At 66.3% G+C, this 20,322-nt stretch carries 17 protein-coding genes; 9 read left to right on the top strand and 8 right to left on the bottom strand.

The features are described from left to right. Positions 1 to 39: 39 nt before the first annotated feature. The gene (mfd, locus tag NFH66_RS10400; protein WP_349610238.1) at positions 40 to 3,489 is read right to left on the bottom strand and encodes a transcription-repair coupling factor; all 3,450 of its coding nucleotides are present in this window, start codon (positions 3,487 to 3,489) and stop codon (positions 40 to 42) included. A 209-nt stretch (positions 3,490 to 3,698) separates the two neighbouring features. Between mfd and NFH66_RS10395 the strand changes: the two genes are divergently transcribed. The 8 genes from NFH66_RS10395 to nqrM all read left to right on the top strand — a co-directional run bounded on the left by NFH66_RS10395 (position 3,699) and on the right by nqrM (position 11,961). After that, positions 3,699 to 5,162 (top strand): glyceraldehyde-3-phosphate dehydrogenase, encoded by a 1,464-nt coding sequence (locus NFH66_RS10395; RefSeq protein ID WP_349610237.1) that lies wholly within the window; start codon positions 3,699 to 3,701, stop codon positions 5,160 to 5,162. Positions 5,163 to 5,502: 340 nt separating this feature from the next. After that, entirely contained in the window at positions 5,503 to 6,852 is a 1,350-nt protein-coding gene (locus NFH66_RS10390; RefSeq protein ID WP_349610236.1) for a Na(+)-translocating NADH-quinone reductase subunit A, read from the top strand. Further along, positions 6,852 to 8,078 (top strand): NADH:ubiquinone reductase (Na(+)-transporting) subunit B, encoded by a 1,227-nt coding sequence (locus tag NFH66_RS10385; RefSeq protein ID WP_349610235.1) that lies wholly within the window; start codon positions 6,852 to 6,854, stop codon positions 8,076 to 8,078. The genes NFH66_RS10390 and NFH66_RS10385 overlap by 1 nt, the downstream gene beginning before the upstream one ends. After that, complete coding sequence (locus NFH66_RS10380; protein ID WP_349610234.1) at positions 8,078 to 8,899, top strand: Na(+)-translocating NADH-quinone reductase subunit C; 822 nt, start codon at positions 8,078 to 8,080, stop codon at positions 8,897 to 8,899. Before NFH66_RS10385 ends, NFH66_RS10380 begins: the two co-directional genes overlap by 1 nt. 2 nt (positions 8,900 to 8,901) lie before the next feature. Further along, positions 8,902 to 9,570 carry an NADH:ubiquinone reductase (Na(+)-transporting) subunit D gene (locus NFH66_RS10375; RefSeq protein WP_349610233.1) on the top strand — a complete coding sequence of 223 codons (669 nt, stop codon included), beginning with the start codon at positions 8,902 to 8,904 and terminating at the stop codon, positions 9,568 to 9,570. Between the two features lies 1 nt (position 9,571). After that, positions 9,572 to 10,189: an NADH:ubiquinone reductase (Na(+)-transporting) subunit E gene (gene nqrE, locus NFH66_RS10370; RefSeq protein ID WP_349610232.1), complete on the top strand. Its 618-nt coding sequence runs from the start codon at positions 9,572 to 9,574 to the stop codon at positions 10,187 to 10,189. A gap of 66 nt (positions 10,190 to 10,255) precedes the next feature. Beyond that, positions 10,256 to 11,488: an NADH:ubiquinone reductase (Na(+)-transporting) subunit F gene (gene nqrF, locus NFH66_RS10365; protein ID WP_349610231.1), complete on the top strand. Its 1,233-nt coding sequence runs from the start codon at positions 10,256 to 10,258 to the stop codon at positions 11,486 to 11,488. Between the two features lie 218 nt (positions 11,489 to 11,706). Next, on the top strand, positions 11,707 to 11,961 hold the full coding sequence (nqrM, locus tag NFH66_RS10360) for a (Na+)-NQR maturation NqrM (protein ID WP_349610230.1): 255 nt from the start codon (positions 11,707 to 11,709) through the stop codon (positions 11,959 to 11,961). Positions 11,962 to 12,044: 83 nt separating this feature from the next. Here nqrM and NFH66_RS10355 read toward each other — a convergent pair whose 3' ends face one another. The 6 genes from NFH66_RS10355 to leuS form a co-directional block, all read right to left on the bottom strand. Continuing rightward, positions 12,045 to 12,482 (bottom strand): DUF488 domain-containing protein, encoded by a 438-nt coding sequence (locus tag NFH66_RS10355; RefSeq protein ID WP_349610229.1) that lies wholly within the window; start codon positions 12,480 to 12,482, stop codon positions 12,045 to 12,047. Beyond that, the gene (locus tag NFH66_RS10350) at positions 12,479 to 13,453 is read right to left on the bottom strand and encodes a PA2778 family cysteine peptidase (protein WP_349610228.1); all 975 of its coding nucleotides are present in this window, start codon (positions 13,451 to 13,453) and stop codon (positions 12,479 to 12,481) included. Before NFH66_RS10350 ends, NFH66_RS10355 begins: the two co-directional genes overlap by 4 nt. A gap of 12 nt (positions 13,454 to 13,465) precedes the next feature. Next, on the bottom strand, positions 13,466 to 13,858 hold the full coding sequence (locus tag NFH66_RS10345) for a PA2779 family protein (RefSeq protein ID WP_349611711.1): 393 nt from the start codon (positions 13,856 to 13,858) through the stop codon (positions 13,466 to 13,468). A 154-nt stretch (positions 13,859 to 14,012) separates the two neighbouring features. Further along, complete coding sequence (gene holA / locus NFH66_RS10340) at positions 14,013 to 15,071, bottom strand: DNA polymerase III subunit delta (protein WP_349610227.1); 1,059 nt, start codon at positions 15,069 to 15,071, stop codon at positions 14,013 to 14,015. Continuing rightward, positions 15,068 to 15,550 (bottom strand): LPS-assembly lipoprotein LptE, encoded by a 483-nt coding sequence (locus tag NFH66_RS10335; RefSeq protein WP_349610226.1) that lies wholly within the window; start codon positions 15,548 to 15,550, stop codon positions 15,068 to 15,070. Before NFH66_RS10335 ends, holA begins: the two co-directional genes overlap by 4 nt. A 26-nt stretch (positions 15,551 to 15,576) precedes the next feature. Further along, the gene (gene leuS / locus NFH66_RS10330) at positions 15,577 to 18,171 is read right to left on the bottom strand and encodes a leucine--tRNA ligase (protein WP_349610225.1); all 2,595 of its coding nucleotides are present in this window, start codon (positions 18,169 to 18,171) and stop codon (positions 15,577 to 15,579) included. Between the two features lie 210 nt (positions 18,172 to 18,381). On the opposite strand from leuS, the gene NFH66_RS10325 reads away from it, so the two are divergent. Beyond that, positions 18,382 to 18,900: a zinc ribbon-containing protein gene (locus NFH66_RS10325; protein ID WP_349610224.1), complete on the top strand. Its 519-nt coding sequence runs from the start codon at positions 18,382 to 18,384 to the stop codon at positions 18,898 to 18,900. Between the two features lie 93 nt (positions 18,901 to 18,993). Here the strand turns inward: NFH66_RS10325 and NFH66_RS10320 are convergent, their stop codons facing one another. Further along, positions 18,994 to 20,238, bottom strand: a complete 1,245-nt coding sequence (locus NFH66_RS10320; protein ID WP_349611709.1) for a hypothetical protein — start codon at positions 20,236 to 20,238, stop codon at positions 18,994 to 18,996. Positions 20,239 to 20,322 lie beyond the last annotated feature (84 nt).

The raw sequence follows: 20,322 nt of genomic DNA, 5'->3' as shown, positions 1-20,322 counted from the left end.
TCATGCAGGCATGATCGTGGATGTCGGCGGGTGCCGAGGTCATGCCGCCTGGGCCTTGCGGTTCAATGTCTCGAGCAATTGCTCCACGGCCTGGAAGCGCGCTTCCTCGCTGTCCATGGCGGCCTCGAAGCGCAGGGTGTCGGCGCCATCCAGGCGATAGTGCCGCGGGTCGCGCTGGATCAGCTCCACCAGGGTCAATGGGTCGACGCGGGTATGGGCGCCGAAGATGACACGGCCGCGCTCGGAGGCCGCCTCGAGGCGGCTGATGCCAAGGCGCTCGGCACGTTGGCGAAGCCGGGTCTGGCGCAGCAGGGTCTTCAGCGGTCCCGGCAGCAGCCCGAAGCGGTCGATCATCTCTACCTGCAGCTCCTTGAGCTCGGCCTCATCGGCAGCGCTGGCGATGCGCTTGTACATCACCAGGCGCTGCTGGACATCATGGAGGTAGTCGTCGGGGATCAGGGCCGGCAGGGTGAGGCTGATCTCGACGCCCTCATCCAGCGGGGCCTCGATATTGGGCGTCTTGCCGGCGCGAATGGCCGCTACGGCACGGTCGAGCATCTCCATGTAGAGGCCATAGCCGATCGCCTCGATCTGTCCGCTCTGTTCGTCACCGAGCAGCTCGCCGGCGCCGCGAATCTCCATGTCGTGGCTGGCCAGGGTGAAGCCGGCACCGAGCTCCTCGGCGGCGCCGATCGCCTCCAGGCGCTTGATCGCGTCACGGGTCATGGCTTTCGGTGGCGGGGTGAGCAGGTAGGCATAGGCCTGGTGGTGGCTGCGTCCGACCCGGCCGCGTAGCTGGTGCAGCTGTGCCAGGCCGAACTTGTCGGCACGTTCGATGAGGATGGTGTTGGCGCTGGGCACGTCGATGCCGGTCTCGATGATGGTCGAGCACACCAGGACATTGAAGCGCTTGTGGTAGAAGTCCGACATCACCCGCTCCAGGGTGCGCTCGGGCAGCTGGCCGTGGGCCACCCCGACCCGGGCCTCGGGAACCAGTTCGCGCACCGTCTCGGCGGCGGTCTCGATGGTCTTGACCTCGTTGTGCAGGTAGTAGACCTGCCCGCCGCGCAGTATCTCGCGCAGGATCGCCTCCTTGAGCACTGCCTCCTCGCGGCGCTGAACGAAGGTCTTGACCGACAGGCGGCGCGCCGGGGGGGTGGCGATGATCGAGAGGTCGCGGATGCCGCTCATCGCCATGTTCAGCGTGCGCGGGATCGGCGTGGCGGTCATGGTGAGGATGTCTACCTCCGCACGCAGGCTCTTCAGGCGCTCCTTCTGGGCCACCCCGAAGCGGTGCTCCTCGTCGATGATCAGCAGGCCCATCTTCGGCAGCCGCATGGACTTCGAGAGCAGCTTGTGGGTGCCGATGACGATATCCGCCTGGCCCTCCTCGATGCGCTTCAGTGTTTCGGCCTGCCCCTTGCCGGCGGTGAAACGCGAGATCAGCTCGATATTGACCGCGGTATCGGCGAAGCGGTCACGGAAGTTCTCGAAGTGCTGGCGGGCCAGCAGCGTGGTGGGCACCAGCACGACCACCTGGCGGCTGGAGTGGACCGCCAGGAAGGCGGCACGCATGGCCACCTCGGTCTTGCCGAAGCCCACGTCACCGCACACCACCCGGTCCATGGGGCGGGGGGCGGTCATATCGGCGATCACCGCGTCGATGGCGGCACGCTGGTCGGGGGTCTCCTCGAAGGGGAAGGCGGCAGCGAAGCGCGAGTACTCGACGTCCGGCGGCGCACAGGCGAACCCCTGGCGGGCTTCGCGGCGCGCATAGATGTCGAGCAGCTCGGCGGCGGAGTCGCGGATCTTCTCGGCGGCTCTCTTCCTGGCCTTCTGCCACTGCTCGGAGCCCAGCCGATGCAGCGGGGCAAGCTCATCGTCGGCGCCGGCATAGCGTGAGATCAGGTGCAGGCTCTCCACCGGCACATAGAGCCGGGCGCCGTCGGCGTACTCGAGGGTCACGAATTCCGCGGCCTGGCCGCCGGCCTCCAGGGTCTCCAGCCCCCGGTAGCGACCCACGCCGTGGGTCTGATGGACCACCGGGGCGCCCGGTCGCAGCTCGGAGAGGTGACGGATGGCCAGCTCGTCGGCATCGGTGGCCTTCTCGCGGCGTCGGCTCTGGCGCACTATCTCGCCGTAGAGCTCGGACTCGCTGATCACCGCGAGCTCGGGGTGGGTCAACCACAATCCCGCCTCGAGCTCGCCCTCGGTGATGGCGAGGGGGAGCTCGGAGGTGAGGAAGTCGGTAAAGTCGTCTACGTGGGGCAGCTCCAGGCGCAGCGGCGCCAGGGCCTCCTCGAGCGCCTCCCGGCGGCCGCGGGACTCCGCCACGAACAGCACCCGGGTGTCACCGCGCGTCGCCAGGAAGCGAGACAGGGGGGCCAGCGGCTCCCTGGCCCGGGCATTGATGCCCACGTCGGGTGGCGCCAGGGTGGCCGGCGCCAGGGCGTGACGATGCTCGCTCGCCTCGGTCAGCTCGACCCGTGGATGGCGCTTGATCGCCGCGAATAGCTCGGCCACCGGCACGAAGGCGCGATGGGGCGGCAGCAGCGGCCGGGTGGGGTCGACCCCCAGGTTTTCAAAGCGGCTCTCGATGGAGGCCCAGTGGTGCTCGGCGGCGGCGAGGCACCCCGGCAGCAGCGCCACCCGGGTGCCTGCGGCGAGGTGCTCGAAGAGGGTGGCCGTCTCCTCGAAGAACAGCGGTAGGTACTGCTCGAGGCCGGGGGAGGGGATGCCCTTGAGGGCGTCCACATAGAGCGGGCACTGGCGCGGGTCGACATCGAACAGCGTCTCGAAGCCCTCGCGGAAGCAGGCGATGGCGCCGCGAGACAGCGAATATTCGTGGGCCGGCAGTAGCTCGATGCGCTCGACCTTCTCGGCACTGCGCTGGGTGTCGGGGTCGAAGGTGCGCAGGGTGTCGACCTCGTCATCGAACAGGTCGATGCGCAGCGGCGCCTCCACCCCCATGGGGAAGAGGTCGATCAGGGCGCCACGCAGGGCGTATTCACCGGGCTCGTAGACCGTCTCCACGGCCCGGTAGCCGGCGCGGGAGAGGGTGGCGCGAAAGCCCTCGCGGTCCAGGGTCTGGCCCACTTCCAGGGTCAGGACCCGCCCGGCGATGTACTCCACAGGCGCCAGGCGCTGCATCAGGGTGTTGATCGGTACCAGCACGATGCCGTGCTCGCCATCCTGCAGGCGGCGCAGGGTACGCAGCCGCGAGGAGACGATGTCCTGATGAGGGGAGAAACTGTCGTAGGGCAGGGTCTCCCAGTCGGGGAAGGGCAGCACCGGTACCCCGCTGAAGAAGCGCAGTTCGTTCTCCAGGCGCAGCGCCTGGGCGGTATCGGCGGTGATCACCAGCAGTGGAGCATCACTGGCCAGGTGCGCCAGCGCCAGCGCCGCGGCGCTCCCCTGGGGCATCTGCCAGTAGCGTGTCTCGCGCACCCCCTGGGGGCGCGGTGGGTCGAGCGGAGAGAATGTCGGCATGGTGTCTGTTGGGCTGTCGACGGGCGCGGCCCGACGGATCCTGTGTGGTTCCTCGCGGGCCGCCATCATACCAGCCCTTCGGATTCTTGTAGTCAAGCGCCGGTTCCTGTAATCCCCCTACAGCGGCTGCGACCATCCAGCGATTGCCGCAGGAACCCGGCCCCGGGATAATGGCCGGGAATCCTTAGATCCCACTAGTGAGGCCACACGTGAGTCAGCACCCCTCCGATACCGTCTTTCAGGAATGGCACGACAACCAGGCGCTTGCCGAGCAGATGATCCCGATGATCGGTAGCCTCTACCGTCACAACAACGTGGTCACCACCCTCTATGGGCGCTCGCTGTTCAATCGCAGCGTGATCCGTATCCTGAAGGATCACCGCTTCGTGCGGAAGGTGGAGGGAACCGAGCTCTCCGTGCAGGATACCTATCCGCTGGTCAAGGCGATGACCGAGCTCAACCTGGGGCCGGCCCACGTCGACGTGGGCAAGCTGGGCGTGGCCTTCAAGAAGCGGGGCGGCGGCGATGCCGTGGCCTTCCTGCGCGAGGAGCTCGCCGAGATCGTCGACGCGCACAACCCCAATGCCGGCAACGGCGAGCCCAAGGACGTGGTCCTCTATGGTTTCGGTCGCATCGGCCGCATCCTGGCCCGAGTGCTGGTGGAGAAGGCCGGTGGCGGCAACCTGCTGCGCCTGCGCGCCATCGTGGTACGTGGCCGCGGTGATATCGCCAAGGACCTCGAGAAGCGCGCAAGCCTCTTGCGTCGCGACTCCGTTCACGGCCCCTTCGACGGTACCATCAGCGTCGATGCCGAGGCGCGTACCATCACTGCCAACGGCAACGTCATCCAGGTGATCTACGCCGACTCCCCGACCGATGTCGACTACACCGAATACGGCATCGACAACGCCGTGGTGGTCGACAACACCGGTATCTGGCGTGACGAGGCCGGCCTCGGCCAGCACCTGCAGTGCAAGGGCGTGGCCAAGGCGCTGCTCACCGCGCCGGGCAAGGGTGATATCAAGAACATCGTCTACGGCATCAATCATGATGACCTGAGCGACGACGACGGCATCATCTCCGCGGCCTCCTGCACCACCAATGCCATCGTGCCGGTGCTCAAGGTGCTCAACGACGAGTTCGGCGTCGAGCATGGCCACGTCGAGACGGTGCACAGCTACACCAACGATCAGAACCTGATCGACAACTACCACAAGGGCGACCGCCGCGGCCGCAGTGCCCCACTCAACATGGTGTTGACCGAGACCGGTGCCGCCAAGGCCGTCGCCAAGGCGCTGCCGGAGTTTGCCGGCAAGCTCACCGGCAACGCCATCCGCGTGCCGACACCCAATGTCTCCATGGCGATCCTCAACCTGCGCCTGGAGAAGGCGACCGACGCCGAGGCGCTCAACGACTTCCTGCGTCACATGTCGCTGGATTCCCCGTTCCAGAAGCAGATCGACTATGTCGACTCTCCCGAGGTCGTCTCCACCGACTTTGTCGGTAACCGCCATGCCGGCATCGTCGACGCCAAGGCCACCATTGCCAACGGCAAGAACGCCGTGCTCTACGTCTGGTACGACAACGAGTTCGGCTACAGCTGTCAGGTGATCCGCATCCTGCAGCACATGTCCAACGTCAGCTTCCTCAAACTGCCGCGCGCCAGCGCCTAGGCCGAGCTACAAGCTACAAGGGACGAGCTACAAGGAACCCCGCAGGCTGAATGGCCGCGGGGTTTGTTTTTGCCTGATCGGTAGCATGCTGCTGATTTGCAGCTTGCAGCTTGCAGCTGGCAGCTGGCAGCTGGCAGCTTGCAGCTTGCAGCTTGCAGCTTGCAGCTTTGAAGCCCCCCCTGCGACACCCTTTCCCTTGCGTCAGATCACCGCTTGCGACCTTTGCTCAGGTGGCCATCCCCTTGCCTTCTCTTTATAATCGAGTGGATTTTCAGGGTGGGCCGGGCGTGCCTCGCGGCCCTTTCCTTACCTTTTTCCGATCCATCAACTGGGCGAGACTATGATCGAAGTCAAGAAAGGCCTGGATCTCCCCATCACGGGAGCGCCCGAGCAGCGTATCGAGGATGCGCGGCCGGTGCGTCACGTGGCGGTCCTGGGCACCGACTACGTCGGCATGAAGCCGACCATGGAGGTCAAGGAGGGAGATACCGTCAAGCTTGGCCAACTGCTTTTCACCGACAAGAAAATCGACGGCGTACGTTTTACGGCGCCGGCCGCCGGTGAGGTGGTGGCCATCAATCGCGGGGAGAAGCGCCGCCTGCTCTCGGTGGTGATCCAGGTCGCTGACTCCGAGGAGGCCGTCGAGTTCACCGCCCACGGCCGCGACAAGCTGGCCGGCCTCGAGCGCCAGGTGGTGGTGGACCAGCTGGTCGAATCGGGCCTGTGGACCGCCCTGCGTACTCGTCCCTACTCGCGCACCCCGGCCATCGACAGCGTGCCCGCCGATATCTTCGTCACCGCCATCGATACCCATCCGCTAGCCGCTGATCCCGCCAAGGTGATCAACGAGCAGACCCAGGCCTTCGAGGATGGCCTCAAGGTATTGACCCGCCTGACCGAGGGCAAGGTCTACCTGTGCAGCGGCCCCGATAGCAGCATCCCCGGTGGCAATCTCGACGGCGTCCAGGCCCAGACCTTCGCCGGGCCGCACCCGGCCGGCCTGGTGGGCACCCATATTCACCATCTCTCGCCCGTCGCCCTGCACAAGCGCGTCTGGCACATCGGCTACCAGGACGTCATCGCCTTCGGCAAGCTGTTCGCCGAGGGACGCCTGGACGTCAGTCGGGTGTTGGCCGTGGGTGGCCCACGCGCCGAGAAACCGCGCCTGCTGCGGACCCGGATCGGCGCCAGCACCGATGAGCTCCTCGCCGGCGAGGTGGTACAGCCGAATGACACCCGCGTCATCTCTGGCTCGGTCTTCTCCGGCTTCACCTGCGAGGGCAGCCTGTGCTACCTGGGCCGCTTCCATAACCAGGTCAGCCTGCTCGAGGAGGGCAACAAGCGTGCCTTCATGGGTTGGCTCTCCCCGGGCAAGAACCGCCACTCGGTGCTCGGTATCTATCTCTCCAAGCTGACCGGCCTCAAGGACTATGCGCCGACCACTTCGACCAACGGCTCCGAGCGCGCCATGGTGCCGGTGGGCGCCTACGAGCAGGTGATGCCCCTGGATATCCTGCCCACGCAGCTGCTGCGCTCGTTGATCGTCGGCGATATCGAGACCGCCATGCAGCTCGGGTGTCTGGAGCTGGACGAGGAGGACCTCGCGCTGTGCACCTACGTGTGCCCCGGCAAGTACGAGTATGGTCCCATCCTGCGTGACAACCTCACCACGATCGAGAAAGAGGCCTGATGATGGGTATTCGACAGACACTCGACAATCTCGAGCCGCACTTCCACAAGGGTGGCAAGTACGAGAAGTTCTACCCGCTCTTTGAAGCGGTGGATACTATCTTCTATGCGCCTCCGGATGTCGCCAAGACCACCGCCCACGTGCGTGACGGCATCGACCTCAAGCGCATCATGATCACCGTCTGGCTGTGTACCTTCCCGGCGATGTTCTTCGGCATGTGGAACGCCGGCTGGCAGGCCAACACGGCCATCGCCGACGGCTACGCCTCCATGGCCGGCTGGCGCGAGGCGATCATGATGCTCCTGGCCTCCGGTCACAATGCGGACAGCCTGTGGGCCAACTTCGTGCTGGGTGCCACCTACTTCCTGCCCATCTACCTGGTGACCTTCGTGGTCGGTGGCTTCTGGGAAGTGCTGTTCGCCATCAAGCGTGGTCACGAGGTCAACGAGGGCTTCTTCGTCACTTCCGTACTCTATGCGCTGATCCTGCCCGCCACCATCCCGCTGTGGCAGGTGGCGCTGGGCATCACCTTCGGTGTGGTGATCGGCAAGGAGATCTTCGGCGGTACCGGCAAGAACTTCCTCAACCCGGCCCTGACCGGCCGCGCCTTCCTCTACTTCGCCTACCCGGCGCAGATCTCCGGTGATGCGGTGTGGGTGGCGGCCGATGGCTTCACCGGCGCCACGGCGCTGTCGATCGCCTTCCAGGATGGCATGGCCGTGCTCACCGAGCAGTTCAGCTGGTGGGATGCGTTCCTCGGCTTCATCCCCGGTTCGGTGGGTGAGACCTCGACCCTGGCGATCCTGATCGGCGCCGTGGTGCTGCTGTGGACCGGCATCGCCTCGTGGCGAATCATGCTCGGCGTCTTCCTGGGCATGGTGGCCACCAGCGCGCTGTTCAACCTGATCGGCTCCGACAGCAACCCGATGTTCGCCATGTCCTGGTACTGGCACCTGGTGCTGGGTGGGTTCGCGTTCGGCATGGTGTTCATGGCCACCGACCCCGTCTCCGCCTCCATGACCCACCAGGGACGGCTGATCTTCGGCGCCCTGATCGGCGTCATGACCGTGCTGATCCGCGTCGTGAACCCGGCCTTCCCCGAGGGCATCATGCTGGCGATCCTGTTCGCCAACCTGTTCGCGCCGCTCATTGACCACATCTTTGTTCAGGCCAACATCAAGCGCCGACTCAAGCGCACCGATGTGCCGGCCGAGGAGACTGTCTGATGGCACAGAGCAACAACTCCATCAAGAAGATCCTGACGGTGGCGTTCGCACTCTGCATCGTGTGTTCGGTCATCGTGTCTACCGCCGCCGTGGCGCTGCGTCCTCAGCAGCAGCTCAATCAGGAGCTGGACCGCAAGTCCAACATCCTGGCCGTGGCGGACCTGTACCAGGAGGGGGTCGACATCGAGGCGACCTACAGCGAGGAGATCACTCCGCGCGTGGTCAACCTCGAGACCGGCGAGTACTCCGACGAGTATGACGCCCAGACCTTCAACAGCTTCGAGGCCGCCAAGGATCCGGCGCAGTCCCGCACGCTGTCCGGCGAGAAGGATATCGCCGGCCTATCGCGCCAGGAGAGCCACAGCACTGTCTATCTGGTCGGTGACCCGGATGATCCCGATCAGATCATTCTGCCGGTGCGCGGCCAGGGCCTGTGGGGCCTGATGCGTGGTTATCTCTCGGTCCAGGGCGACGGCAACACCATCAACGGCATTACCTTCTACTCCCACGCCGAAACGCCGGGGCTGGGGGGGGAGGTCGACAACCCGCGCTGGAAAGCCCAGTGGGAAGGCAAGGTGATCTTTGCCGATGCCGACAGCATTCAACCGGCCATCTCCCTGGTCAAGGGCGGGGCCAGCGAAAAGACTGAGGTCGATGCGCTGTCCGGTGCCTCGCTGACCAGCAAGGGAGTGACCAATCTCGTCCAGTTCTGGCTGAGCCCGGACGGCTTCGGTGAATACCTGGCCAAGTTCCGCGCAGGGGTGTCACCGCAGGAAGTCGAGGCGGCGTCCCCCGAGACCGATGAGACCGAAGGAGCCTGACGATGTCTGAACCGACCCCCAAAGGCGTCCTGACGACGCCAATCTTCAAGAACAACCCCATCGCGCTGCAGATCCTCGGGATCTGTTCGGCCCTGGCGGTGACCAGCAGCATGAGCGTGTCGCTGGTCATGACGATCGCGGTGATCTTCGTGACGGCCTTCTCGAACCTGTTCGTGTCGCTGATCCGTCACCATATCCCGTCGTCCATCCGTATCATCGTGCAGATGACCATCATCGCCTCGCTGGTGATCGTGGTGGATCAGATCCTCAAGGCTTACGCCTACGAGATGTCCAAGCAGCTTTCGGTGTTCGTCGGTCTGATCATCACCAACTGCATCGTGATGGGGCGTGCCGAAGGCTTCGCCATGCAGAACAGCCCCAAGCTGTCGTTCCTGGATGGTATCGGTAACGGCCTGGGCTACGGCTTCATCCTGATGACGGTGAGCTTCTTCCGCGAGCTGTTCGGCTCGGGCAGCGTGTTCGGCGTGACCGTGCTGGAAACCGTGCAGAACGGCGGCTGGTATGTGCCCAACGGCCTGCTGCTGCTGCCTCCGTCGGCCTTCTTCATCATCGGCCTGATCATCTGGGCGCTGCGCAGCCTCAACCCGGAGCAGGTCGAGGAGAACGAGTTCAAGATCAGGGGCAATACCGAACCCAAGGAGGCCGTATAACATGGAACACTATCTGAGCCTATTCGTGGCCTCGGTCTTCGTCGAGAACATGGCCCTGGCGTTCTTCCTCGGCATGTGTACCTTCATCGCCGTGTCCAAGAAGGTGTCGTCCGCCATCGGCCTGGGGATTGCCGTGGTGGTGGTGCTGACGGTGACCGTGCCGGTCAACAACCTGGTCTATAGCTTCCTGCTCAAGGAAGGGGCGCTCTCCTGGACCGGCATCAGCGGCGCCGAGAATATCGACCTCTCGTTCCTCGGCCTGCTCAGCTACATCGGCGTCATCGCTGCCATCGTGCAGATCATGGAGATGTTCCTCGACAAGTACGTGCCGGCGCTCTACAACGCCCTGGGCGTGTTCCTGCCGCTGATCACCGTGAACTGCGCCATCCTGGGTGGCGTGCTGTTCATGGTCGAGCGTAACTACAACTTCGGCGAGTCCGTGGTCTATGGCCTCGGGGCGGGGACCGGCTGGGCGCTGGCGATCACCGCCCTGGCCGGCATTCGCGAGAAGCTCAAGTACAGCGACGTGCCGGGTTCACTGCAGGGCCTGGGCATTACCTTCATCACCGTGGGTCTGATGTCGCTGGGCTTCATGTCCTTCTCCGGCATCCAACTTTGAGCCGTCTTGAGGCCCCGGCGCCGGTGGCGCCGGGTACCCGACAACGTCTAGCAATAGGAAACCGACATGGTTGATACATCAGTCATCTTGCTCGGTGTGGTCATGTTTACCGTGATCATCATCGGTCTGACGGCGGTGATCCTGGCCGCCCGCAGCCGCCTGGTCAGCACCGGCGACGTGCAGATCGAGATCAACGGCGAGCCCGAGAACACCATCACCACCCAGGCCGGGGGCAAGCTGCTCAACACCCTGGCCGCCAACGGTATCTTCCTCTCTTCCGCCTGCGGCGGCGGCGGCTCCTGCGCCCAGTGCAAGTGTCGCGTCGAAGAGGGCGGCGGGTCGATCCTGCCGACCGAGGAAGCCCACTTCACCATGCGCGAGAAGAAGGACGGCTGGCGTCTCTCCTGCCAGGTGCCGGTGAAGCAGGACATGAAGATCGAGGTGCCCGAGGAGGTCTTCGGCGTCAAGAAGTGGGAGTGCGAGGTCATCAAGAATCCCAACGTCGCCACCTTCATCAAGGAGCTCAACCTCAAGCTGCCCGAAGGCGAAGAAGTTGCCTTCCGTGCCGGCGGCTATGTGCAGCTGGTGGCGCCGCCCTACGATATCGCCTTCAAGGACTTCGATATCGAGGAGGAGTACCGGGGTGACTGGGAGAAGTTCGGCCTGTTCAACGTCTCCCACAAGAACAACGAGGAGGTCATTCGTGCCTACTCGATGGCGAACTACCCGGAAGAGAAGGGCATCCTCAAGTTCAATATCCGGATCGCCACGCCGCCGCCCAACACCGACCATCCGCCGGGGCTGATGTCGACCTACGTGTTTAGCCTCACGCCGGGCGACAAGGTCACCGTGATGGGGCCCTTCGGCGAGTTCTTCGCCAAGGACACCGATGCGGAGATGGTCTTCGTCGGTGGCGGTGCCGGCATGGCGCCGATGCGCAGCCATATCTTCGACCAGCTCAAGCGCCTCGACTCCAAGCGCAAGATCACGTTCTGGTACGGCGCGCGCTCCTGGCGCGAGACGTTCTACAACGAGGAGTACGACAAGCTGGCCGAGGAGCACGACAACTTCACCTGGCACCTGGCGCTCTCCGATCCCCAGCCTGAGGACAACTGGGAAGGCCCCACCGGCTTTATCCATAACGTCCTCTACGAGAACTACCTCAAGGACCATCCGGCGCCCGAGGATTGCGAGTACTACATGTGCGGGCCGCCCATGATGAACGCCTCCGTGATCAAGCTGCTGCTCGATCTCGGGGTGGAGCCCGAGAACATCCTGCTGGACGACTTCGGCGGATGATGCCTCTCGCCATCAGGCGGCAGCGAGGGCCGGCCAGCGGGCCGGCCCTCGTTGTATCTGTACCTGTATCGGTATCTGTGCCTGTATCGGTATCGGTTGTATCGCTCGGCCACCTCCCGGAACGCCCAGCGTCCGGCAGTGTCCGTAGTGCATAGGAAGCGACGAATCCGGGAATTTGCCCCGTGCATACCGGGGTACCCACACAAGGGGAGATCCTGATGACTATCTGGCTTATTGCCTTTGCCTTCATGTTGTTGATCATGGCCGCCATGGCCGTGGGCGTGATCATGGGCCGCAAGCCCATCGCCGGTTCCTGCGGTGGGCTCAACCAGCTCGGCCTCAAGGACGGCTGTGAGATCTGCGGTGGCAAGGATGAAGTCTGCGAGGAGGAAAACCGCAAGGCCAGCAACGCGCGGCGTCGCAGCGACGAGAGTCGCGGTGCCGACCTGGGGTATGATGCGACCCGTCGCTGAGTCGTTGCCTCCGCCTGCTCAGGCGCTCGGCCCCCGGTAGCGTAAGCGACCGGGGGCCGTCTCGTTGCGGGGTGTCCTGGGTCTCATGACCTCCGCCCGTCGCCCAGCTCATGGGCGTAGCAGGGCGGCGAGGCGGGTTCGATGTCGGAGGCGTCCTCCTCGCACAGCACGAAGAGCAGCCAGTCGCGCAGGATTGGCAAGGGTGAGCTCTCCGGCTCGCGCTCGGCGGTCAGCAGGGTAAGCGCCCCACGCTGACGGACCTGGCGCATCAGCGGCACCAGCCGCTCGGGGTGGTCACGCAGCTCACCGCGGTAACGCACGGCGAAGACGCCGTCGCTGATCTCGCCCTGGCGCCACTGGCGGTGCAGTGCAGGGCTAGGCGAGGCGTCGCGATACCAGTCGTCTAGCGCCAGCGCCTCCCGCGAGCGGTCGCGGGGCCACAGTCGGTCGACCAGCACCCGTGCGCCGTCCGCTGGTTCGGCGGGTTGGGTGACGCCCTTGATTACGATGCGGTAGCTCATGTCGTCTTCTCCTCCATCTGCTCGAGCGCCTCGCGGCTGCGCCCCTGCCAGCGCCCCGGCAGTGCCGCGGCATGCCGCAAGGCGTCGAGCGCCTCGCTCCTGTGTCCCGCCGACTCCAGGGCGAACCCCAGGTTGAGCCAGGCCGGGGCGAGGGTGGCATCCGCCGCGACCGCCTCCCGGAAGGCGTCGATGGCGCCCTCGAGGTCGGCGACGCTGTGGCGGGCATTGCCCAGCGCGAAGTGAGCCATGGCGTGACCCGGGAAGCGTCGGACGAGCGCCTCCCAGGCGGGTAGTGCCGCCGCGGTCCCGCGGACCGCCTCGAAGTCGCCGATGGCCTGCAGGGCGGCCTGGGGGGAGAGGGTGGCCGGCAGCTTGCCCGGTGGCTGAGCGACGAAGGCCCAGCGGTCGCTGCGCGCCCAAGTGGCGTCGAAGGGACGGAAGGACTCCACGCGCTGCGCTTCCATGCCGCTGTGCAGGATCATCTCCTGCGCCTCCAGATCGTAGCCGATGGCGACGGCATAGTGCCACAGCGGCCAGGCGGGCAGTGACAGGTTCTGCATCACCACCACGGGGTGGCCGGCATCGAGCTCCGTCAACAGGGCATCCAGGCGCCCCTCGATCACGAAGGGAATCCGCCCATGGCGGCGCACCGTGGCCAGCATCTCCGGCTGCACGCTGCCTTCGCGGCCGGGCGTGAAGACCTGGGGGATGAGGGCGTCGACGCCGGTCTCCACCCCGGTGTGCTGTAGCGTCATGGCCAGGGAGGCGGGCCCGCACTGGTAGTCGCGCTGGCCATGGAAGGGGACGTCATCGAGCAGCACCCGGGGGGCCACGGCCTCGCGGGTGGCGTCATCGAGTCGCGGTGTCGCCGCACAGCCGGCGAGCATCAGCAGCATCAGCACCAACGCAAGAACGCCCGCTGGGCGGGCGTTCCTGTCGCTGGTCGGCTGCCGTACAAGGCAGTCGAACATGCTGGCACCCAATCAGCGAGTGAAGGGGAAGACGTTGGTCAGACCGAGGATGTCGGTCACCAGCAGGATCACGAAGACGGCGAACAGCGCACCGACCACGCTGGCCCCGGCGGGCATCTGGTCGAGCTGGTCGGCCATCTGGGCGGCCTCGGCATCGGAGAGGGCGGCGACACGAGCCTCGACCTCGGCGGGGTCCACCCCCTGGGCGACCAACTGCTCACGCACGTCATCACGTGCCAGCACGGCGTGAATCCGCTCGCGATCGGACTGGGTGCGTTCCGCGGCGAGGGCGTCCTGGGTGGTGATCATGCCGCCGGCAGGTGCGGGGGCGGCGGCGACCGGCAGGCTGCCAAGCACCAGGGCGGCGATCAGCAGCGGGCTGAGGTAACGGCAGATCTTCTTCATCATGTCGGTGTTCCTTCTTCTTCGAGTGGGCTTCCGGCTCCAGGATGATCCACGCGTCGCGTCCCGGCGAGTGTGTGGCGTCACGATGATGCCTGCCCAGTATAGGACGAAATGGCGTTCGATTTCATGCCCTTGCTGTTCAACGGGCGACATATCAGCCAATGCGGTAGGAGGAGGGCAGCTCGGCGAGCAGGCCGCGGCCGCCGGCCAGTGTCAGGGCCAGGTCGTGGAGGCCGTCCTGCAGGGGCAGGGCGGCGGTGCCCTTGATGGCCAGGTCCAGGCGCTGGGCGAACAGCAGCAGCTTGTGCAGGCGCTTCACCGGCAGGCGACCGAGGGCCTGCTGGTAGGCGGGACGGCGCTTCTCGAAGATGGCCGGCTTCTGGGCCTTGCAGGCGTGCTCGAAGCTCTGGCCCTGGTCGAGATGCTGGTGCAGCGAGAGCAGGGTACGCAGCTCCCGGGTCAAGGCCCACAAGATGATGGGCGCCTCCACGCCTTCGCCGGCGAGGCCGGCCATGATGCGGGCGACCCGCGAGCGCTCCCCCTTGAGGCAGGCATCCACCAGGGTGAAGACATCGAAGCGGGCGCTGTCCTCCACGCCGCCGGCGACGTCCCGTGGCCCGACTCGCCCCCCCGGAGGCAGCAGCAGGGCGAGCTTCTGCAGCTCCTGGTCGGCGGCCAGCAGGTTGCCCTCGGTGCGCTCACCCAGCAGCCGGGCGGCGTCCAGGTCGAGGGTGAGGCCGTGGCGAGCAGCGCGGTCACGCAGCCAGAATCCTAGGCGCGAGACATCCACCGGCCACACCGGCACGAAGAGCCCCGCCTTGTCGAGGGCCTGGAACCAGGCGCTCTTCTGCTGGTGGAAGTCGAGCTTGCCCATGGCCAGCAGCAGCACGTTGTCGCTCTCCTTGACCCCCTCGGCGTAGGCCTTGAGGGCCTTGGCGCCCTCCTGGCCCAGGTTGCTGCCGGATACGCGCAGCTCGATCAGCTTGGCGCTGGCGAACAGCGACAGGCTGGCGGAGGCCTCGTGGAGTCGCCCCCAGGCGAAGTTGCCCTCCACATGCAGGGTCTCGCGCTCCTCGATACCGCGCCCGCGGGCCGCGGCGCGCACGGCGTCGCAGGCCTCCATATGCTGCAGCGGCTCCTCGCCGGCGACGATCACCACCGGGGGTAGCTTCTTCGCCAGGGCGTCTTGAAGCTTGTCGGGAAAGACTTTCATGGCAGGCCGCGCAGCCGTTCCATCAGCTGGCGCACGGCCTCCTCGAGCAGCGCCTGGCGCGCCTCCTCGCGGCGCTCCTCGCGACCCAGCAGGTCGCCATCATCCACGCTGTAGCCGCGGCTGGCCTCGAGGCGCTGCTGGTCGAGCAGATAGGCGCCTTCGGCGCGCTGCACGGAGAAGGGCGCGACCAGGCGCATCTCCTCGTCGCGGGGACCGGAGTCCAGCACGCTCAGGCGGCGTTGATGGAACTCGGGCGCGCCCAGGTTGAGGATCAGCCCGGCGCCGTCATGCACCCGGGTGCCGGCGCTCGTCAGGCGCCGCTCGGCCAGCCGCGCCAGGTCGCTGTCGGGGCCTGCCAGGGCGAGCTCGGGGAGCGGCGCCGAGGGGGTATCGAGGCCGCGCAGGCGAAAGCCGCAGCCGGTAAGTGCCAGGCCGGCGCCGCCGGCCAGGCCCAGGGTAAGGAAGGTGCGTCGCTGCATGGGTCGCTCCCTGTGCCGTGGCGGGATCAGCCCACCACGATATTGACCAGCTTGCCCGGCACCACGATCACCTTGCGGACCGTCTTGCCCTCGGTGTGGCGCTGGACGTTCTCGGCGGCGAAGGCCTCGGCCTCGACCGCGGCCTTGTCGGCCTCGGCGGGTACCGCGATACGCGCCCGCAGCTTGCCGTTGACCTGCACCACCAGCTCGATGGTGTCGCGGGCCATGGCGCCCTCGTCGACCTCCGGCCAGCGGGCATCGATCACCGGTTCCGCGTGGCCCAGTGCCGACCACAGGGCATGGCAGGCATGGGGCGTGATGGGGGCCAGCAGCAACACGCAGGCCTCCACCGCCTCGCGCGCCACGGCCAGGTCCAGTGGAGAGGCCTCAGCGCGCTGCTTGTGGAACTGCCCGATGGCGTTGGTCAGCTCCATCACCGCGGCGATGGCGGTATTGAAGGTGGTCCGCCGCCCGATGTCATCGCCGGCCTTCTTGATGGTCTCGTGGGTCTTGCGGCGCAAATCACGCTGGAACTCGTCGAGGGCGTCGACCTCGAGTCGGCCGGGCTCGCCCGCCGCGAGGTGCTCGTCGACCAGGCGCCACAGGCGCTTGAGGAACCGGTGGGCGCCCTCGACGCCGGCATCCGACCACTCCAGGGACTGCTCCGGCGGGGCGGCGAACATCATGAACAGGCGCACGGTGTCGGCGCCGAAACGGTCGATCATCGACTGGGGGTCGACGCCGTTGTTCTTCGACTTGGACATCTTCTCGATGCCGCCCATCGCCACGGGCTGGCCGTCCTCGATGAGCACGGCGCTCACCGGCCGGCCCTTGTCGTCACGCTTGACCTCGACGTCGGCGGGATTGAACCACTGCTTGCCGCCGTTGGGCAGCTCGCGATAGAAGGTCTCGGCGATCACCATGCCCTGGGTGAGCAGGCGCTGGAAGGGCTCGTCGACGTTGACCAGGCCCAGGTCGCGCATCAGCTTGGTGAAGAAGCGCGCGTAGAGCAGGTGCAGGATGGCGTGCTCGATGCCGCCGATATACAGGTCTACCGGCAGCCAGTAGTCGGCACGCTCGTCGAGCATCGCCTCGCGGTTATCGGCGCAGCAGAAGCGTGCGAAGTACCAGGAGGACTCCATGAAGGTGTCGAAGGTGTCGGTCTCGCGTACCCAGCCGTCACCCAGCTCCGAGAACTCCGGCATGCGCTTGAGCGGCGAGCCGGTGGCGTCCACGGTGACCTCCATGGGCAGGGCGACCGGCAGCTCTTCATCGCTGAGCGGCTCGGTCTGGCCCTCGGGGCCGTACTTGACCGGGATGGGCGCTCCCCAGTAGCGCTGGCGCGCCACGCCCCAGTCGCGCAGGCGGTAGTGGGTCTTGACCTCGCCGCGGCCAAGTTCGGCAAGCTTCGCGGCGATGGCGTCGAAGGCCGCCTCGAAGTCGAGGCTGTCGAACTCGCCGGAGTTGATCAGGATGCCGTGCTCGTCATGGGCGCCTTCGGAGAGATCCGGCGCCTGGCCGTTCTCATCGGCGATCACCGGCTCGATGGCGATTCCGTATTTGGTGGCGAACTCCCAGTCGCGCTGGTCATGGGCGGGTACCGCCATCACTGCCCCGGTGCCGAACTCCATCAGCACGAAGTTGGCCACATAGACCGGCACCTCGCGGCCGCTGAGGGGATGCACCGCCAGATGGCCGGTGGGCATGCCCTTCTTCTCGCGGGTGGCGAGCTCCGCCTCACTGGTGCCGCCCTGGGCGCACTCCTCGCGGAAGGCGGAAAGTTCCGCGTTGCTCTCGGCGGCTTGTCTGGCCAGCGGGTGGTCGGCGGCCACCGCCACATAGGTGACCCCCATCAGGGTGTCGGGACGGGTGGTGTAGACCGAGAGCGGCTCACAGCTGCTGCCGTCGGCGGCCTTGATGTCGAACGCGAGCTCCACGCCGCGGGACTTGCCGATCCAGTTGCGCTGCATGGTCTTGACCTGCTCGGGCCACTCGATGCGGTCGAGGTCGGCCAGCAGTTCCTCGGCGTAGTCGGTGATGCGCAGGAACCACAGCGGGATCTCCTTGCGCTCCACCAGGGCGCCGGAGCGCCAGCCGCGGCCATCGATCACCTGCTCGTTGGCCAGTACGGTCTGGTCAACGGGGTCCCAGTTGACCGTGGACATCTTCTTGTAGACCAGCCCCTTTTCCACCAGCTTGGCGAAGAACCACTGCTCCCAGCGGTAGTAGTCCAGATCGCAGGTGGCGAACTCGCGGCTCCAGTCATAGGCAAAGCCCAGTGCCTTGAGCTGCGCGCGCATGTAGTCGATGTTGGCGTAGGTCCATTCGGCGGGCGGCACCTGGTTCTGGATCGCCGCATTCTCGGCCGGCATGCCAAAGGCATCCCAGCCCATGGGCTGCAGCACGTTCCGGCCCTGCATGCGCTGGTAGCGGGAGACCACATCGCCGATGGTGTAGTTGCGCACATGCCCCATGTGCAGCTTGCCGCTGGGGTAGGGGAACATCGACAGGCAGTAGAACTTCTCGCGGCTGGCATCCTCTACCGCCTTGAAGCACTGGTTCTTGTCCCAGAACTGCTGGGCGTCGCGTTCGATCTCTTGGGGCTTGTACTGTGCGTCCATCGCTGTCAACGGGTACCTTGGCTATCGGTTCGGCGCGCCGGGGGCGCACGCTCGAATGGCTTGTCCGGCGTCATGTTGCCTGTGCATGCTGGCGACAAGGCGTTGAACTGACGGCGGGAAGTCGTCTAAATGGTAGGCAGAGGATACCCCAGCACGGCGTCGCCCGGCTACGGCCGGTAGGCGCGCCTATTCGCACACGAGGAGAGCACCATGAGCGAGACAGATCCCAAGGAGCCCCAGGATCATCGCCTGAGGGACGGTTACGAGCGGATGCTCGATCGCCTTCGCGAGGGGGCTAGCGAGCTGACCTGGGAGAACCTCCAGAAGGAGCTGGATGACGCGGTGGAGTTCGAGGCCGAGCTCGAGGAGTTCACCAAGGACGAGCTCTCTCTGCTGCGCGCCTGGGTGGAGCGTGACCTCAAGGACATGCGCCGCTACCTGAGCGCCGGCGGCGAGGGGGTCGCGGCCTGGCTCGGCATCGACCTCTCGGTGCTGTCACGCAAGGTCAGCGAGTCGCTGCTCTCCATCGCCGACCGCAGCGTGGTGGAGCGGGAGCGCTTCGAGGAAGATCTCGAGGCCGCACGCGCCGACTACTGTGAGGGCGAGATGGCGGTGCCCGGCCGACTGGCCTGCGTGCACTGTGATGCCGAGGTGGAACTGCCCGAGATGACCCGCATAGAACCCTGTCACCAGTGCGGACATCGCTACTTCCGGCGGGTGTCTCAGTAATCCAGCTACAAGCTACAAGGGGGCAAGCATCAAGGGACCCCTTGTAGTCCGCCGTGTAGGGTGCATGTTGCCTTGCAGCTTGCAGCTTGCGGCTCAAAGCCACGCATCCAGCAGCACGATTCCTGCCACTACCAGCGCGGAGAGGGCGGCGGCGTAGCCCAGGTTATGGCGCATCATGCGCGTACCGCTGATGCCGTAGCGCCCCTGTAGCGACAGGTTGATGCCGGAGAGGGGCCCCACCGCGGTGCCTACCGCCCAGGCGGCCAGGGCGACGCAGGCGAACAGCGTCTGGCGGTCGCCCGAAAGATCCAGCATCGCAGCGAGCACGGAGACGCCGATGATCGGGTGCAGGCCGGCCACCGCGCTGGCCACGATGGCCAGGAAGCTGGCGATGGCCTGGGGGGCCGCGAAGTGCTCGAACAGCTGCCAGCCGTTGCCGGTGGTGGCCGTGATGAAGGCCGAAAGCCCCTTTGTGAGCAGCCCGGCGCAGAGGAACAGCGAGATCTCGCCGCGCATCGCCGGCAGCCGCTCGAGGGCATGGCCACGCACCCGCTGCAGGGTCCAGTGCGGGCCGCGGGGCAGGTTGCTGGCCAACGCCACGCCGGGCAGCAGGAAGGTGATGATACTGACGATGGAGAGCCACGGCGTCAGGCCGTAGTGGAAAAGCATCACCAGGCTCGCCATGGCCACCGGCATCAGCAGGCTCTTGGGCGACAGCGAATAGCCTGCCACCGTGTCCAGATCGAAGCGGCGTGACAGGTCGAGCAGCGAGAGGGTACCGGCGGCCAGGCCCAGGGGCAGGCCGAAGGCGAGGATGGTGGCATACTCCATCTGTGGCGCCAGGGTCATCACCACCCCCATGGAGGCGAAGAAGGGCGACCACAGCGCGGCGCTGGAGAGGCCGCGATTGAGGGCCAGCAGCTGGGGCAGGGAGAGCTCGCCATGGCGGCGCAGGCGGTCGCCGACCATGAATATCGTGGAGAGGTTGAGGATCCCGCCGAGCAGGTGCACCCCGATCCAGGTGCCGGCGGTGCCGCGCCAGCCGGTGAGCGCGCTGCCGGAGGGCGGCGAGTGCCCCTGGTGGGTGCCGATCAGGCCGATGAAGCTCACCCCGACCAGCATGGCCACCACGTAGCTGTTGCCATCCAGCAGATGCCACCAGGCGATCTCGGCATCGTGGAGCAGCGCCGCGGCAAGCACCAGCAGCAGTCCCAGTCCCGCCAGGATGGATGCCTGGCGGCGGTTGCTGCGTTTCATGTCGGGCCACAGCAGGCCCACCGCCAGCCAGAAGGCGACGCTCACCGCAGGCAGCGGCACGGGCACCCCGGCCAGGCGCATGACCTGCAGCGCCAGGCCGGCCAGGGTCAGGCCGCCGGCGAGGGCGTGGCGTCGCGGCGTTGTAGGGGAAGCGGAAGGGGGCAC

The organism is Halomonas sp. H10-9-1 (genome assembly GCF_040147005.1).
In the GTDB taxonomy this organism is placed as follows: Bacteria; Pseudomonadota; Gammaproteobacteria; order Pseudomonadales; family Halomonadaceae; genus Halomonas.
Note: the sequence above shows the minus strand (reverse complement) of the source record. Positions and strands in the feature narration are given on the sequence as shown.